Origin of the sequence: Bacillus sp. NPDC057893, assembly GCF_042796455.1 — a bacterium.
Lineage (GTDB): Bacteria > Bacillota > Bacilli > Bacillales > Bacillaceae_G > Bacillus_A.
The window spans coordinates 334,365-349,284 of sequence record NZ_JBHVNG010000004.1 but is presented as its reverse complement, the minus strand read 5'-3'; the positions used below and the strand labels follow the sequence as shown (position 1 = coordinate 349,284).

Below are 14,920 nucleotides of genomic sequence, written 5' to 3'. Positions count from 1 at the left end.
TTCTCTTTATAACTCGTTATGATAAAAGAAAAAGAAAGCGAGCGAACAATGAATAAAAAAATCGCGATTATTACAGGAGCATCAAGTGGATTCGGATTTTTAACGACACTTGAGCTTGCAAAAAAAGACTATTTTGTCATTGCTACAATGCGAAATCTTGAAAAACAAGTAGACTTAATATCTCAAGCTACTAAAATTAACTTACAACAAAATATTAAAGTGCAACAATTAGATGTAACAGACCAGAGTTCTATACATAGCTTCCAATTATTTTTAGAAGAAATAAACAGAGTAGACCTTCTCATCAACAATGCTGGATATGCAAACGGTGGTTTTGTAGAAGAAATTCCAGTAGAGGAATACCGTAAACAATTTGAAACGAATCTTTTCGGAGCTATATCAATCACTCAACTTGTCTTACCATATATGAGAGAGCAGAAAAGTGGAAAAATCATTAATATAAGCAGCATTAGTGGCCAAGTTGGATTCCCTGGTCTATCCCCTTACGTTTCTTCAAAATATGCATTAGAGGGCTGGAGTGAATCACTTCGCTTAGAAGTAAAACCTTTTGGAATAGACGTTGCCTTAATTGAACCAGGTTCTTATAACACGAACATATGGGAAGTTGGTAAACAACTAGCTGAAAACAAATCTGATACTACCTCTCCTTACAAAGAATATATGGATAAAATACAAAAACATATTAATAGCGGTAGCGATACATTTGGTAATCCGATAGATATTGCCAATAAAATCGTTGAGATTGCCGAAGCGAAACGTACTACATTACGGTATCCAATTGGAAAAGGTGTCAAATTTATGATCTTTGCGAAGAAAATTCTTCCGTGGAGATTGTGGGAGTTTCTTGTTTTGAAGAGTTTTAAGAAGATGTAACTTTAACGTAAATAATAACCATTTATCATCGAACAGATAAATGGTTATTATTTACCTCATGATTTCATTATTTGTACCATCAATAATCATTTTTATTATGCAGCAGATGGAAAGAAGTAAAATAGTATTGAAGTCATAAAAATAAACGTGAATACCCCGATTATCGAAAATATATATTCTTTCGATTCTCTATCATACTTCCATTCCATCAATGCTCTTAAGATTAACGTACCCCCTAAATAAGTGAAAATGACATAAGCAATATTAACACTTTCGAATTTAAAGATAAAAATAAAACTAGTTATTAAATAAATAAAAAGTAGTCCTATTTCCAATTTTTTATGTAAACTATTTACATGTTTATTATATCCCCAAAAACCTCTCTTTGGCATATTCAATTTTTTTCTTAAAAACTTATCAAAAAAATAGACAGCTATACAAAAAACAAAAATTATAATCCAAAACGTATAGGTTCTCATTTCCATTCCCCCTATTACTTCATTGAATTATTTAAAATAAAGTGGACGATAAGACAATTTTTTTCAAAAGAAGCAGAAAGGACTCCTCCTTTACCTTTTCTCAGGCTGATCACTCGGATACGTAGCATTCCTTTTATTTTCAACGTCCCAACTAATAATTGTCGCACTATCACGTCCCAACTGATGATGCACGTGTTCTAAAACATTGTGAATATTTTCTTTAAGTGTTTTATCATTTCTATTCATAGCATTATACACATTTACAGGTGTTTCATATCGTCGTTCCCCACATTCCAATACACCATCTGTCACCATTACAATTAGATTCTTTTCAGTACGTAATTCACGAATTCCTGATGAATAGCATGGAATAGATAAATCAAATGTATTTACATTACCAATCCATTCATAAAAATGACGTTGATTTAGTGCGTATTGCCCTAATTTATGTAATTCATCATGAAATACATAAACTAGACAGTCTCCAATAGATAGCCACCATATGTAATTTTCTTTTCTTACACATATTAAGCAAGCTGTTTCACCTTTAACCTTTTGGCACTTTTCTTTAAATGAGGAAGATTGAAAAATTGTAAGTATATGATTTTCAACTGATCGAAATACTGTTTCAATTGGTTCATTCATCATTATCTTTATATTTTCATATTCTTTTTCGATTGTATGTACTACTAAACCAACACTTTCTGCGCTATTATGCCCGTCTAAAATAGCTGCAAATTCCCAATCATCATTTGACCAAACTAACGCACCGTCTTCATTCTTTTTTGCTCCGGCACTTATATTTCCGCCGTATTTACCAAGTACAATATCACCATATTGCTTGACTGAAACTTCGTCTAAACACATTTCTCTACTTCCAACCCATGAATATTGTGTATTATTTGTTGTATGCATACTCATTCACCATATACTTTCGTATTCTTTCGCATAGTTTTTTTATTTTCTCTGAATCTCCATAGGGTGCACCAGTCCAATTTGCTATTTCAGTCGGTGACCAAAACTCTTTGGGTGTATTTGGATAACGCGGTATAATGTGCATATGCATATGTGGTACACCATTACCTGAAACGAAAGTATAAATATGTTCTGCACCTTCGCTTTCTTTTAGCGCTTTACTTATTCTACTTGATATAAGTCCGAATGCCTTTGCCTCATCTTCATTTAATTCAGCAAGACCAGGTACATGTCTCTTTATATCAATCATTACATAACCAAGATATGTTTCTTCTGCATCCCAATGGACATGTCCAACGTAAATGAGTTCATCTTCGTAAATAGCTCCACCTGGAACTGTAATGTTTCCTCTATGTTTTTCGCAAATAAAGCAATTTTGTTCTACTTGATTGTTAGTTGACATATCCATCACCATCCTTTTTATTTATAATATCATAAAAAAAGGAAAAACAGGATTTGTATTCCGAAAATTCTTTCTTTTAATACGGCAATTTTTGAAATAAATTTACACCTCATTCTTTCTTCAAAAATGCAATCGGAATTATGATCCCAATCACAATTCCGATTACTAAATTTTTTGTAAAATACCCCTGAAATACACCGATTACAATCCCTATACCGACACCTATTGCCAAAGCATCATTTCTTTTTTTATTTTTAGCCAAAATTGCATCTCCTCTCATCATTTCTCCCTAAATTACATACATTCACTATCTCATTTGAATATTTCCAAAAAATGTACTTTAACTTTACATATAACATTTTCCATTTTCTGTACATACTCCTTTTATAATGAAAAAATTTCAAGTAACCATTAATTATACATAGGCATTTACTATAAGAAAGATCAGTAATTTATTTAAGGAGGAACGATTCAAATGCATCCTCATTGGAATCCAAATATAAATCAACAATATGTTTATTCCCCCCATCCCGTAAGGAATACACTGCATCATGATTCACAATATATGATGCAGCGTATCGCAAGTCTTGAAAGCCAATTAGCGAAATTAATCTCATTAATAGAAGAAAATAATCATTTAATTAAATCAATGGAACAACAGCAAAACCAAGTTTGTGCACCAGCTGGCGGTTCTGTTATTGTACGTATGTGATCTTTTCAAACAAAAAAACACACTTTGTATACTAAAGTGTGTTTTTTTGTTATCTTCTTTTTTGATGAAATCCTTGTGTAATGCGGTCCAATATAATCGCAATGACAACAATGGCTAGTCCCGCTTCAAATCCCATTCCGATATTTACTTGTGTGACGGAGCGGTATACATCAACTCCAAGTCCTGGTGCCCCTACAAGTGAAGCCGTTACAACCATTGATAACGAAAGCATAATACTTTGGTTCACGCCAGCCATAATCGTTCCGGTTGCCAGCGGTAATTGTACTTTAAATAGTTTTTGTGATGCTGTGGATCCAAATGCATTCGCTGCTTCAATTAAATCTTCTGGAACTTGTCTAATCCCTAGGTCTGTAAAGCGAATTGTCGGCGGCATAGCAAAAATAACGGAAGCAATAATACCAGGAACAACTCCTACACCAAAAAACGTAATGGCTGGTATTAAATAAACGAATGCTGGCATTGTTTGCATAAAATCTAATGTCGGTTTTGAAAATTTTGAGAAACGTTCATTTTGAGATGCTAAAATGCCAATTGGAATTCCGACAATAATTGAAATAATAACAGACGTAAGTACGAGTGCTAATGTTTGCATCGTTTGTGCCCAGTAGTTAATATTTAAAATAAATAATAATCCAATGAGCGTAAAAATGACTAAAGATAATTTCCTCGTTGTGTACCAAATGAGGAAGCATAGGATAATAATCATCAATATGGCTGGTATTATTATTAAAAAATTAGTGAGTAAATCAACGAATCCACCGATAATATAAGAAAATCCTCGGAACAAGCCTTCAAAGTGCTCATATAAACTCGCAACAAATGAATCAACCCATTCCCCTAATGGAATACGCGGTATACTATTCATCGTCTTTCACCTCTTCCTCAATGTTACCTGCAAGAGCTTGAATGACACTTTCACGTTTAATAATTCCTCTTAGCCTTTTCTTCTCATCAATTACTGGTAACGGATATTTCATCTCCGCCATTTTTGCATACGTTTCCTCAAGTAAAGTATCTAAATAAACGTGCGGAATATCGTTAAGTAATAAATCAGCAATTGGCCACTGTTTTTGCATTGCTTTACTCGCATCATCTGCGGTTAATATACCTAAGAACTCATACTTTTTGTTTACAACATATACTGTAGAAACACCCGCATTCCTCATAATTTGAAGTGCGACACGAGGTCCACGGTCAATTAATAAAGTCTCCGGTCGTTTTAATATAGATTCCGCCGTAATTACTTTTCCTAAATTCACGTCCGCCACGAACTTCTCTACAAATTCATTGGCAGGGCTCATCATAATTTCTTCCGGCGTTCCAATTTGAACGATTTCTCCATCTTTCATTAATGCGATACGATCTCCAATGCGAAGCGCTTCATCTAAATCGTGTGTAATAAATATAATTGTTTTTTCCATTTTATCTTGTAGCTCTAACAATTCATCTTGCATCTCTTTTCGAATTAATGGATCTAATGCACTAAATGACTCGTCCATTAGTAATACATCTGGATTATTCGTTAGTGCCCTTGCGATTCCAACACGCTGCTGCATACCACCACTAAGTTGACTTGGGTAATTATCTTTATGATGATCTAGCCCTACTAACTGTAGCGATTCTAACGCCTTATTTTCTCGTTCCTCTACTGGAACTCCTTGAATTTCTAACCCGTACGCAACGTTTTGTATCACTGTACGGTGCGGAAATAAAGCGAATTTTTGAAACACCATGCTCATCTTCGTTCTTCTCACTCTTCGTAACTCTTCTTTTCCCATCGTTGCGATGTCTTCACCATCTATGTATATATGCCCCGCTGTCGGTTTGATTAATTGATTTAGCATTCGAACTAGCGTTGATTTCCCGCTACCGGATAAACCCATAATAACGAAAATTTCTCCGGTGTATACTTCAAACGTTGCCTTTTTCACACCAACGTTCATTCCTGTCTCTTTTAAAATTTCGGATTTGCTTTTTCCTTCTTTTAATAAGGTAAGCGCTCTTTGCGGATGTTTCCCAAATACTTTTGTTACATTTTCAACACGTACCTTTGTATTATCCATGTCACTACTCCTTTTCTACCCATCTATTTACATAGTGTTGCGATTTTACAAAGAAATATTACATAAAAATGACATTCATAAGCTTTCTTTAAAATTTTCGTTTCCGTTCATAATAAGAATGCTTACTTATACATTTATTTAAAGAGGCAAACGTTTCTTAGGAGGGTTTCAATGAGAAAGAAAATATGGCTTATATGCCTTGCATTATTTATTACTATGATTTTCACTTCATGTAATGCAACAAATGCAAATTCGAAAGGGAAAATTAAACTTGGTGTAACAAGTTGGAAAGAAAATATTGCAACTGCAAACATGTGGAAAGTTTTATTAGAAGAAAAAGGCTATAAAGTTGAGCTCATGTATTTAGAAAAAGCTGCGATTTGGACTGGTGTTGCTCGTGGTGATGTCGATGCAAATTTAGAAGTATGGCTGCCTGTTACGGATAAACCGCTAAATGCTCGTTATAAAGATGATATTGTCTTAAAATCAAAATGGTATGAAGGCACTGGACTAGGTTTAGTCGTCCCTTCTTATATGAAAAACATAAACAGCATAGAAGATTTAAACGCACATAAAGATGAGCTAGATAATAAAATTGTTGGGATTGAACCAGGTAGTAGCCTTATGAATTTAACGGATAAAGCAATGAAGGCATATGATATAAAATTAAAACTTGTCCAATCTTCAGAAGCTGCGATGATGAGCGAACTAAAGAAGGCGTATACGAAAAAGAAACCAATCGCTGTTACGCTTTGGAATCCGCATTGGGGATTTTCAGAATTTGACTTAAAATATTTAAAAGACCCTAAGAAAGTATATGGTGAAAAAGATGACATTTATTACTCAGTTCGTAAAGGTTTCGAAAAAGATCATCCGGATATTGTAAAATACTTTGATCAATGGAAAATGAACGATGAACAACTAGGTACTTTAATGGTCATGCTAAATAAAACGAAAGATCCGGAAGAAGCCGCGCGAAAATGGATTAAAAAAAATCAAGCTTTAGTTGATGAATGGGTAAAAGAATGACAAAAACAGGCTAGGGAATTTATCATATTCTCTAGCCTGTTTCATGTTATTTTTTCTCAATAACTGCATCAACAATTCCATATTCCTTCGCTTCTACTGCCGTCATAAAATAATCTCTTTCTGTATCATGAGCTACCTTTTCTACTGGTTGCCCTGTTCGATCAGATATGATTTTGTTAATATCATGTTTTAACTTTAATATTCTTTTTGCAGTAATTTCAATCTCCGTTGCTTGCCCTTTTACACCGCCGAGAGGTTGATGAATCATGATTTCACTGTTAGGGAGCGCAAATCTTTTTCCCTTTGCGCCAGCTAATAGTAAAAGCGCACCAAATGATGCCGCAAAACCCATACAAAGTGTTTGCACATCTGGTTTAATAAGGTTCATCGTATCTAATATTGCAAATCCCGCTGTCGTTGAACCGCCCGGACTATTGATATACAGGAATATATCTTTTTCTGCATCTTCCGCTTCTAAAAATAATAATTGTGCTACTACACTGCTTGCAACTTGATCGTTAATTTCTGAACCAATCATAATAATTCGGTCTTTTAATAATCTTGAATATATATCATAGGAGCGTTCTCCTAATTTCGTTTGTTCTACTACGTAAGGAATTGCATTCATATTAAATCCCTCCATCTATTTTATGCCGCACTAAGCATACAACTGTAAGAAGAAGGTTTTTTCATACTGAATAATAACACCGGTTGTATTGATGGTAACTTAGTAAAGTCTATTGTTGGGAGAAGTTTCGTCAACAATTCAGGTCTTTCTTCACGAATAGAAGTTACAACGATCTCAACATCATCCGTGTACTCCACTATTTCAATGCCTTCTTCACTTACAGTTTTCAGCCTATTTCTACTCCTAAATAACGATGCTTTCACTGCACCTTCTGATACCGAACATACTTTAGCAATATCCGCGATACTATACTGAAAAACATCTTTCAATAATAAAATTACAGATTGTTGCACATTTAACGAAGACAATACTTTCCCTACCATTTCATGCAGATCTGCAATTTTCCCATGTGGTTCTTCAAATGTATTTTGCTGTTCTAACTTTTCTTGAACGGATTTTGATTTCATTTGATCTAACCATTGATTTCGAGCAATTTTATACAGAAGCGTTATACAAATTTCCTTCTCACTATACTTTTGAAGAACTTTGCAAATTGCTTCTTGGGCAAGGTCTTCCCCATCCCATTTGTTTTTCGTCAAAAACGTACAGTATCTTTTTACCTCTGCATAATGTTCAATTAAAAAATTTATATTTGAATGATTCATATCGATATGATCCTTTAAAACTGGAGTTACTTTTGTGCACAAAATAACCACTCCTTTTCAGCGCTTACTTATTAAACGATTGAACAAATAAAAAAGTTACGGGGCTTATAATTAATTTTATGTTTATGTTCATGAATACGGGTCATAAATATGTTATATAGCATTTTACATGAGGAGGAATCAATTTGCCAAAATTAACAGTTGAAGGTACTGGAACTTTTGATGTTGAAGAAGGGACAAAACTAGTATTAGCACTTGAAGATAACGGTGTACACATTCTTCATCGTTGCGGTGGCAAAGCAAGATGTACAACTTGTAGAGTTGAAGTCATTGCAGGTGATTTTTGTGAAGCTACAAATGATGAAAAACAAGCTATTACGGAAAAAGGAATTGAAGACCACTTACGATTATCGTGCCAAATGCGTGTACATAAAGATATTACTGTGCGCCCAATACTTACAGTTGAAAGTTCCGGTTTAGATGCTGGACCACGTCCGGCGGAGTAAAAGGATGAATTTAAAACAGCTAGCCGGTGAATATGCTGCTGACTTTGTAAAAGATGGAATGAAGGTTGGACTTGGTACGGGTTCAACTGTATATTGGACAATACAAAAGTTAGGTGAACGTGTGCAAGAAGGGTTATCCATTCAAGCTGTACCGACATCAAAAGAAACTGAAGTATTAGCAAAACAACTAGCTATTCCTTTAATCTCTTTAAATGAAACCGACATACTCGATCTTACAATCGATGGTGCAGATGAAATCAATAATGATTTACAATTAATAAAAGGTGGCGGTGGTGCATTACTTCGCGAAAAAATTGTCGCTACCTCCTCTGAAAAGCTTATAATTATTGCAGATGAATCCAAAATCGTTTCACATTTAGGCACTTTTCCACTTCCTATTGAAATCATCCCCTTCTCTTGGAAACAAACTGAAAAGAAAGTTCAATCTATAGGATGCGAAACACGTTTACGTATGAAAGATGGTGGACCATTTATAACCGATAACGGTAATTTCATTATTGATTGTATTTTTACAAACAAAATATTGAATCCAAATGATACAAATAAAGAGTTAAAGATGATTACCGGTGTAGTTGAAACAGGATTATTTATCAATATGACGAGCAAAGCGATCATCGGAACAGAAAACGGTATAAAAGAATGTTAATCATTTTAAAGGCTGACTTTTTCAAGTCAGTTTTTTCTTTTATAGCATTACAGTATGATATACTATGAAAACACATTCATATCACACTAGAAAGGGCTGAACAATTTGCAATCAAAACTCATAATAGAACTTACAGATTTAGAAACTGCCTTTCACATTCGAAAAGAAGTATTTGTAAAAGAACAAGGTGTTCCTCTTGAAGATGAATTCGATACATACGACCAAATTGGCGAAGAATGTAAACATATTTTAGTTTATTATAATGAACTTCCTGTAGGAACTGGCCGTATACGATTCGTTGACGGAATGGGTAAACTAGAAAGAATTTGCATTTTAAAAGACTATCGCAAATACGGATTAGGAAAAGTAATAATCCAAGCATTAGAAGAAATTGCTCGTAACAAAGAAGCAAATGAAGTGAAACTACACGGTCAAACACAAGCTGAAGGATTTTATGAAAAATTAGGCTATCAAACTTCTTCTGATGTATTTATGGAAGATCGAATTGCGCATATACTTATGATTAAAGAATTGTCGTAATAAAAAGGGTATTATATGAATCTGCATTATGGATTCATATAATACCCTTCTGTAGCCTACTCTAATTCTTCTATTTCATAAAACTTATCATATTCTTCTCTGTATTGAAATTTTAATTTTCCTATTAAACTTGCATCTACTGAAATAATATCAATTACATCTGAATTTATATATAACAAATATATGCCTGCTGGCCACCATTTACTATATACTTGCAATACTTATATACTTCATCTTTATATACACCTTTGATCGTAGTAAAAATTACTGTACTTTCAAGACCATCTTCTGTTATTTTTGTTTCTTCCCAATTTTTAATTTCAACAAACTTCCCTATTCTTGTTTTTTCATAAGTTCTCTTACTTTTATCGTACGCTATATAACCTGAAATAAATGAAACATCGATTCTATCATTTTCTATAAATATTCCACTCAATATTTCTCGTAATAGTTTCAGATTATTTTCAATCAACTCTGTACCAAACCTAATTCTGTAATTTGTTTGTACTTGGAAAAATGGTATTTCTCTCAAATCCTCAAGATTCACTTTTAGTGCCTTCATTCTTTCCACATAATTACCTCAATTCATATAACAGAAAAACCCCTATATTAGGCAATATAGGCACTGTTCTCAAATATAACTTTAAGTTTAATATTACATTTCATACCGACCTGTAAATTTTAAAATTTCATCAACTGCTTGCTTATAACCACCTGTTTTCCGGAAAGATTCCTTCATATTCAACGCAGCTTCTTTAAATGATGATTTTCTTAATACAAGATCCACACTCTCACGTAGTTGACTCTCCGTTAATCCTTGCATTTGTAATGTAACTCCCGCTCCGAGATTCTCAACTTGCCTTGCGATTACTGGCTGATCCGCACTTTGCGGAATTACAATTAGTGGCACTCCATTATAAAGTCCTTCATGTGTACTGTTCATCCCACCGTGTGTAATAAATAATTTTGTATATGTAAGCACCTTAGTTTGTGGAACATAATTTTTCACAATGAAGTTTTTAGGAATCTCACCTAAATCACTTATTTTAGTCTTTTCACCGATAGACATAACAATAGTATAATCGGTATTCTCAAACGCTTTAAAACAAAGTTTATAGAAAGTAATGGCCTCGTTAAAAACCGTACCTAGTGAAATATAAATCGGTCTTTTTCCTTCGATTGCAGTAAAATCGAAGTTTTCTTTTATTAACTGTGTAGAAATAGATGGTCCTACAAATTTATACGTTTCATCAAAATTTTCTCCAAAAGGTTGGAACTCCCTAGTTGTATAAACAATTGTAAGTGGTGCAGGATTATAGAAAATTTCATAAGGAGATTTAATTTCAACACCATATTTTTCTTTAATTCCTATTGTTAAGTTTTGATAATCATTTTTTATTTTTTCAATAGATTCCTCTGGGATATTTTTCGAAAGATGTTCTAACATTCTTGTAAACGATTTTTCATCCTGTGCAAAAGATGTACACGAATTAATTGCTGGAAGCTTAAGAATTTGAGCAATTAGATGTCCACAGCCAAACATAGAATCGTGAATGATGTAATCAAAATGTTCTCCTTCAATTTGTTCTAAAACACTAGGTATTACAACACCCGCTGTATGTAATAGACCATTTATTCTTTCATGTAAATAATTTCGGCCACCGGAAAGAAAAGCTTGTAAAAATTTTTGATCATCAATTGTTCGTACAATAGCACCTGTCTTCTCAATACGCTCCCTGAAAGCTTCTATTGAAAAATAAACTACCTCTTCCCCGCGTGAAATAAGTTCTTCTACAACTTTAATTGTTGGATTAATATGACCTTCTGATCCAGCATTAATGAACAAAACTCTAGCCATTATAAACACTCCTTAAGTTAAATCATTTCTATGTTGTTAAGAGTATGGATACTCTCCATACTCTTTGCTTTGTTATTTGGATCATTTTACTACTAAATTGACCTAGCAAGCCTAAAACCAAGATCATCTATATGAAATGTAGGATGGCTACGGCGGCGACAAGTAGCGCCGCAACCTCTCGCTCCTTCAGCCCAGCTACCACCCCGGAAAATTCGGTACGATCCATACACCTTTTCATCATACAGATCATAACACCATTCCCAAACGTTCCCTAACATATCATATAATCCCCATGCATTCGGTTCTTTTTTACCGACCTCATGAATATGTCCATCTGAGTTTTCATTATACCAAGCAATCTCTTTAAGCTCTCCATATATGTATCCAGTAGTTCCTGCCTTACACGCATATTGCCACTCTGCTTCAGAAGGTAATCGGTAGCCATTTGAATCTAAATTACAACTAACAATTTGACCGCTATCACTAATAGAATAATACTCTTTTAATCCCGCTTTTTTTGAAATTAAATTACAAAACACAATCGCATCATTCCATGAGATACTTACAACTGGTTTATTATTATCTTTGAATATATTTGGTGTATTATTCGTAATAGCATCATATAATCCCATCGTTACAGCATATTTCGCAAGAAGAAACGGTTTAACTTGAACTTTCCATTCTTTTTTTATTCGATCATCTCTTAATACTACCTCTCCTGTTGGAACTTTTACCATATAAGAATCAGTCGAGCGAATGATTTCATTCAATATTACCCCTCCATTCAAAATGGAACATAATTTAATTCTTTTAATGCATCAACTTATACTTACCGTACTTACTTTAAGAATCGTTGAACCTCACTTGGTGTTTTTAAAATAATAACTCTTTTATCCTTATTTAATTGATCGAGTCTTTTTAAAATTGCAGGTCTTTTCGTCTTAGGATATTCCCATATCCATTTGAAAAATTGTAAGTCAAACCTTTCTTCACATCCAGCACCCATATCCGGTCTTGTTTTATTCCGATATTGCATAATTCTTTTAAAAGCACGATAAACACAAATCGTTCTATGAATATCAAGAAAGATAATTGTGTCAGCTGCATTCAGTCTTATATCCATTGCCCCGCCGTAATTCCCATCAATAATCCACTTCTCATCTTGAATTAAGTTATTTTGAACTGTTCTTTGTTCCTCCCTCGGACACCTACCCAATTCGGTTTCCAAAATAACGCATCAAGATGATACACCTGTATTTTTAGTTTATTTCCTAACTGCTTTGCTAATGTAGATTTTCCTGAACCACCAGAACCAATTAATATTATTTTTTTCATATTAATACGGTCCTTACTATAGATTCTTCAATATCTTCCTTATTTGCAAAAATCCAGAAGAACATCTCTTCATTCAACTTTAATAAATTTGGTAACTGAACAAAATAAGTAATAAAGATAACCTGAATAGAAAGCATGACATACCAAATGGATTGTAGTTCTTCTCTCGTTAAAATGCTTTGTTTATAATATCCTTCAAAGATTTTGCTGACAATATGTAACCATTTCCCTCTTAATGATTCATCACTAAATAGCTCACTTAAAATACTTGTACAGCAGTAGCATAAATCGAATACTCTTACATTACTTTCTAAAAGCTCAAAATCTATAAATCCTTGAAATTCATTGTCATGAAAAATTACATTCGATAAGTGCATATCACGATGAATAATTTGTTTCGGTAATGAGTGAGCCGTTTCCTTTAAAGCTGTATGTATTTGATCCATTTTTTGAATTACATCCTGATGAACATGCTCATTCTTTTCTAAAATCGGCAAAGCCCATTCGTATACCACTTTATACAAATCTCTTTTTATTAACCCGCTTATACTGTTCACTGAATTTAGTGCTTGATGTAGATTCGCTATTTCATCTCCAATGGTGCTCCCTAGCTTTATCAGCTTTTCTGTATCTTTTATTTCTAGCACACTTCCAGCAACATATTCGTACAAACAATAATACTTCTCTTTATAAAATACGTACCTTTCATCATTTCTCATTTTCACTAATTTATGTACTTTAATGCCTTTCCCATCAAGCTGTTCTAATACATTTAATTCATTTAGAAGCTGCTTAATCGATCCCTTTTCCTTTAAAATATACGCTTTATTATTACAATGAATCTTCGTTATGTTTGGCTGAATTTCAGTAGCTGTAACATTTTTATATTGAAACCAAAACTTTGCAATCTCTAATATATCCTCCATATACAAATACCCCTTTTAAAATTCACTTATTTCTTCCGTAAAATAAATTCACAAAGCACTCCTACTCCCACACCAATTGTATAAGCAACTAAATCACTCCACAAAAATCCGTAACCTAAAACGAGTCCACCTATAGTCGTTGCACGAATATTATCAATCCAAGGTGCATGGTACAATTGGCTAATTTCAATCCCGTAGCAAAATATCAAACTAATAAAAGCTAATTTCTTCGTTTCTATTTTAGGAAATAAGAAACCAAATCCCGTAAAAATCATTAGTGCCCATAAAGCATCACCTAAGTAATCATTTAATAAATCAGGTAACGCAAAAGCAAACTTTCTGGAGCTGAGACCTAAAATAATAACAACTATAGTAAACATTGCATATCGTAATCTATTTCGTTTCGTATTCATTTCAAAAGCTCCTAATTCATAATTTAAAACTGCAAATAGCTAGTAAAATATAATCATTTTACTAGCTATTTATATACGGTTTCACTTTGTATTCTTCGCTTTTATAATAAGGAAATGCGGGTTAGTGTTTAAATAATAATATGATTTTTCATCTACTTCCTTCATCTTTTCAATCGGTTTCGGCTCGACTAACTCTTCTAATACAAAATTACTCGTTGTTTCATTTATAATATCTTGAAGTGACCTTCTAAAGAAACTTACTTCAATTGTAATATTAGGTTTCCGCCAAGTATCTACTAACAATTGCGTTTTAAAATAATCTTCACACGGAAACTTTGTAAAATCCATAAATGGGTGATGAACGGAATACACAAATAAACCACCTGGTTTAAGGACGCGATGAAACTCTTGAAATACATTACTCCAATTTTGCAAGTAATGAAGAGTAAGCGAACTTACAATCATATCAAAAGAATTATCTTCAAATGGTAATGTTTCTTGAAGGTCATGACAAAGAAACGTTGCTTTATCACCTGTACTTTCCTTTGCGGCTTTTACCATTTCAGAACTTACGTCAATTGCTGTAACGTTAGCCCCTCTTCCGACGAATTGAGAAGTATACCATCCAGCGGCACAAGCAGCATCTAGTATTCTCTTCCCTTCTAGTTTCTTTGGAATAATCTCCATCATCGCTGGTCTTTCATAATAACTGTTATATGGATTTGCCAAATCTAGATTTTCTTTATATGTACTCGCTAATTTATCATACGTATCTTTGATTGAGTCTTTCATTACATCCACTCCTA

General features: G+C 33.5%; 19 protein-coding genes and 2 pseudogenes. 6 read left to right on the top strand and 15 right to left on the bottom strand.

Going from position 1 to position 14,920, the window contains the following annotated elements; all coding sequences use genetic code 11:
- Nucleotides 1-48 precede the first annotated feature (48 nt).
- Nucleotides 49-894, top strand: a complete 846-nt coding sequence (locus ACFVQC_RS20335; protein ID WP_377899058.1) for an oxidoreductase — start codon at nt 49-51, stop codon at nt 892-894.
- Nucleotides 895-989: 95 nt separating this feature from the next.
- On the opposite strand, the gene ACFVQC_RS20330 is transcribed toward ACFVQC_RS20335, so the two are convergent.
- The 4 genes from ACFVQC_RS20330 to ACFVQC_RS20315 all read right to left on the bottom strand — a co-directional run bounded on the left by ACFVQC_RS20330 (nt 990) and on the right by ACFVQC_RS20315 (nt 3,031).
- On the bottom strand, nt 990-1,373 hold the full coding sequence (locus ACFVQC_RS20330) for a DUF4181 domain-containing protein (protein WP_377899057.1): 384 nt from the start codon (nt 1,371-1,373) through the stop codon (nt 990-992).
- 90 nt (nt 1,374-1,463) lie between these two features.
- Nucleotides 1,464-2,288, bottom strand: a complete 825-nt coding sequence (locus ACFVQC_RS20325) for a PP2C family serine/threonine-protein phosphatase (protein WP_377899056.1) — start codon at nt 2,286-2,288, stop codon at nt 1,464-1,466.
- On the bottom strand, nt 2,272-2,763 hold the full coding sequence (locus tag ACFVQC_RS20320) for an HIT family protein (RefSeq protein WP_377899055.1): 492 nt from the start codon (nt 2,761-2,763) through the stop codon (nt 2,272-2,274). The genes ACFVQC_RS20325 and ACFVQC_RS20320 overlap by 17 nt, the downstream gene beginning before the upstream one ends.
- 97 nt (nt 2,764-2,860) lie before the next feature.
- On the bottom strand, nt 2,861-3,031 hold the full coding sequence (locus tag ACFVQC_RS20315) for a glycine zipper domain-containing protein (protein WP_377899054.1): 171 nt from the start codon (nt 3,029-3,031) through the stop codon (nt 2,861-2,863).
- Nucleotides 3,032-3,226: 195 nt separating this feature from the next.
- On the opposite strand from ACFVQC_RS20315, the gene ACFVQC_RS20310 reads away from it, so the two are divergent.
- Nucleotides 3,227-3,463 carry a hypothetical protein gene (locus ACFVQC_RS20310; protein WP_002147404.1) on the top strand — a complete coding sequence of 79 codons (237 nt, stop codon included), beginning with the start codon at nt 3,227-3,229 and terminating at the stop codon, nt 3,461-3,463.
- A 49-nt stretch (nt 3,464-3,512) separates the two neighbouring features.
- On the opposite strand, the gene ACFVQC_RS20305 is transcribed toward ACFVQC_RS20310, so the two are convergent.
- Both ACFVQC_RS20305 and ACFVQC_RS20300 read right to left on the bottom strand, forming a co-directional pair.
- The gene (locus tag ACFVQC_RS20305) at nt 3,513-4,349 is read right to left on the bottom strand and encodes an ABC transporter permease (RefSeq protein ID WP_377892642.1); all 837 of its coding nucleotides are present in this window, start codon (nt 4,347-4,349) and stop codon (nt 3,513-3,515) included.
- Nucleotides 4,342-5,547, bottom strand: coding sequence for a quaternary amine ABC transporter ATP-binding protein (locus tag ACFVQC_RS20300; RefSeq protein WP_002147401.1), 1,206 nt, complete (start codon nt 5,545-5,547; stop codon nt 4,342-4,344). The genes ACFVQC_RS20305 and ACFVQC_RS20300 overlap by 8 nt, the downstream gene beginning before the upstream one ends.
- 171 nt (nt 5,548-5,718) lie before the next feature.
- On the opposite strand from ACFVQC_RS20300, the gene ACFVQC_RS20295 reads away from it, so the two are divergent.
- The gene (locus tag ACFVQC_RS20295; RefSeq protein ID WP_377865454.1) at nt 5,719-6,576 is read left to right on the top strand and encodes a glycine betaine ABC transporter substrate-binding protein; all 858 of its coding nucleotides are present in this window, start codon (nt 5,719-5,721) and stop codon (nt 6,574-6,576) included.
- A 46-nt stretch (nt 6,577-6,622) separates the two neighbouring features.
- Here ACFVQC_RS20295 and clpP read toward each other — a convergent pair whose 3' ends face one another.
- Both clpP and ACFVQC_RS20285 read right to left on the bottom strand, forming a co-directional pair.
- Nucleotides 6,623-7,204, bottom strand: coding sequence for an ATP-dependent Clp endopeptidase proteolytic subunit ClpP (gene clpP, locus ACFVQC_RS20290; RefSeq protein WP_002147396.1), 582 nt, complete (start codon nt 7,202-7,204; stop codon nt 6,623-6,625).
- A gap of 20 nt (nt 7,205-7,224) precedes the next feature.
- On the bottom strand, nt 7,225-7,911 hold the full coding sequence (locus ACFVQC_RS20285) for an RNA polymerase subunit sigma-70 (RefSeq protein ID WP_377892643.1): 687 nt from the start codon (nt 7,909-7,911) through the stop codon (nt 7,225-7,227).
- A gap of 143 nt (nt 7,912-8,054) precedes the next feature.
- Between ACFVQC_RS20285 and ACFVQC_RS20280 the strand changes: the two genes are divergently transcribed.
- The 3 genes from ACFVQC_RS20280 to ACFVQC_RS20270 all read left to right on the top strand — a co-directional run bounded on the left by ACFVQC_RS20280 (nt 8,055) and on the right by ACFVQC_RS20270 (nt 9,582).
- Complete coding sequence (locus ACFVQC_RS20280; protein WP_002147392.1) at nt 8,055-8,375, top strand: 2Fe-2S iron-sulfur cluster-binding protein; 321 nt, start codon at nt 8,055-8,057, stop codon at nt 8,373-8,375.
- A gap of 4 nt (nt 8,376-8,379) precedes the next feature.
- Nucleotides 8,380-9,042, top strand: a complete 663-nt coding sequence (rpiA, locus tag ACFVQC_RS20275) for a ribose 5-phosphate isomerase A (protein ID WP_377899053.1) — start codon at nt 8,380-8,382, stop codon at nt 9,040-9,042.
- Between the two features lie 105 nt (nt 9,043-9,147).
- Nucleotides 9,148-9,582 carry a GNAT family N-acetyltransferase gene (locus ACFVQC_RS20270; RefSeq protein WP_377899051.1) on the top strand — a complete coding sequence of 145 codons (435 nt, stop codon included), beginning with the start codon at nt 9,148-9,150 and terminating at the stop codon, nt 9,580-9,582.
- 56 nt (nt 9,583-9,638) lie between these two features.
- Here the strand turns inward: ACFVQC_RS20270 and ACFVQC_RS20265 are convergent.
- The 7 genes and pseudogenes from ACFVQC_RS20265 to ACFVQC_RS20235 all read right to left on the bottom strand — a co-directional run bounded on the left by ACFVQC_RS20265 (nt 9,639) and on the right by ACFVQC_RS20235 (nt 14,906).
- A pseudogene (locus ACFVQC_RS20265) lies at nt 9,639-10,153 on the bottom strand (phosphatase).
- A gap of 84 nt (nt 10,154-10,237) precedes the next feature.
- Nucleotides 10,238-11,440 carry a macrolide family glycosyltransferase gene (locus tag ACFVQC_RS20260; protein ID WP_377899050.1) on the bottom strand — a complete coding sequence of 401 codons (1,203 nt, stop codon included), beginning with the start codon at nt 11,438-11,440 and terminating at the stop codon, nt 10,238-10,240.
- A 92-nt stretch (nt 11,441-11,532) separates the two neighbouring features.
- Nucleotides 11,533-12,177: a formylglycine-generating enzyme family protein gene (locus ACFVQC_RS20255; RefSeq protein WP_377892690.1), complete on the bottom strand. Its 645-nt coding sequence runs from the start codon at nt 12,175-12,177 to the stop codon at nt 11,533-11,535.
- Nucleotides 12,178-12,278: 101 nt separating this feature from the next.
- Nucleotides 12,279-12,775, bottom strand: a pseudogene (locus ACFVQC_RS20250) (DNA topology modulation protein).
- Entirely contained in the window at nt 12,772-13,701 is a 930-nt protein-coding gene (locus ACFVQC_RS20245; RefSeq protein WP_377899049.1) for a phosphotransferase enzyme family protein, read from the bottom strand. The pseudogene ACFVQC_RS20250 and the gene ACFVQC_RS20245 overlap by 4 nt, the downstream one beginning before the upstream one ends.
- Before the next feature lie 26 nt (nt 13,702-13,727).
- The gene (locus ACFVQC_RS20240; protein ID WP_377899048.1) at nt 13,728-14,114 is read right to left on the bottom strand and encodes a ribosomal maturation YjgA family protein; all 387 of its coding nucleotides are present in this window, start codon (nt 14,112-14,114) and stop codon (nt 13,728-13,730) included.
- An 81-nt stretch (nt 14,115-14,195) separates the two neighbouring features.
- Entirely contained in the window at nt 14,196-14,906 is a 711-nt protein-coding gene (locus ACFVQC_RS20235; protein WP_377899047.1) for a class I SAM-dependent methyltransferase, read from the bottom strand.
- Between the last annotated feature and the right edge of the window lie 14 nt (nt 14,907-14,920).

Coding starts and splice junctions, on each gene's coding strand:
- ACFVQC_RS20235 (WP_377899047.1), bottom strand. CDS start 14,906: ATGAAAGACTCAATCAAAGATACGTATGATAAATTAGCGAGTACATAT.
- ACFVQC_RS20245 (WP_377899049.1), bottom strand. CDS start 13,701: ATGGAGGATATATTAGAGATTGCAAAGTTTTGGTTTCAATATAAAAAT.
- ACFVQC_RS20335 (WP_377899058.1), top strand. CDS start 49: ATGAATAAAAAAATCGCGATTATTACAGGAGCATCAAGTGGATTCGGA.
- ACFVQC_RS20315 (WP_377899054.1), bottom strand. CDS start 3,031: ATGAGAGGAGATGCAATTTTGGCTAAAAATAAAAAAAGAAATGATGCT.
- ACFVQC_RS20260 (WP_377899050.1), bottom strand. CDS start 11,440: ATGGCTAGAGTTTTGTTCATTAATGCTGGATCAGAAGGTCATATTAAT.
- ACFVQC_RS20320 (WP_377899055.1), bottom strand. CDS start 2,763: ATGGTGATGGATATGTCAACTAACAATCAAGTAGAACAAAATTGCTTT.
- ACFVQC_RS20310 (WP_002147404.1), top strand. CDS start 3,227: ATGCATCCTCATTGGAATCCAAATATAAATCAACAATATGTTTATTCC.
- ACFVQC_RS20325 (WP_377899056.1), bottom strand. CDS start 2,288: ATGCATACAACAAATAATACACAATATTCATGGGTTGGAAGTAGAGAA.
- ACFVQC_RS20305 (WP_377892642.1), bottom strand. CDS start 4,349: ATGAATAGTATACCGCGTATTCCATTAGGGGAATGGGTTGATTCATTT.
- rpiA (WP_377899053.1), top strand. CDS start 8,380: ATGAATTTAAAACAGCTAGCCGGTGAATATGCTGCTGACTTTGTAAAA.
- ACFVQC_RS20300 (WP_002147401.1), bottom strand. CDS start 5,547: ATGGATAATACAAAGGTACGTGTTGAAAATGTAACAAAAGTATTTGGG.
- ACFVQC_RS20330 (WP_377899057.1), bottom strand. CDS start 1,373: ATGAGAACCTATACGTTTTGGATTATAATTTTTGTTTTTTGTATAGCT.
- ACFVQC_RS20295 (WP_377865454.1), top strand. CDS start 5,719: ATGAGAAAGAAAATATGGCTTATATGCCTTGCATTATTTATTACTATG.
- ACFVQC_RS20240 (WP_377899048.1), bottom strand. CDS start 14,114: ATGAATACGAAACGAAATAGATTACGATATGCAATGTTTACTATAGTT.
- ACFVQC_RS20255 (WP_377892690.1), bottom strand. CDS start 12,177: ATGGTAAAAGTTCCAACAGGAGAGGTAGTATTAAGAGATGATCGAATA.
- clpP (WP_002147396.1), bottom strand. CDS start 7,204: ATGAATGCAATTCCTTACGTAGTAGAACAAACGAAATTAGGAGAACGC.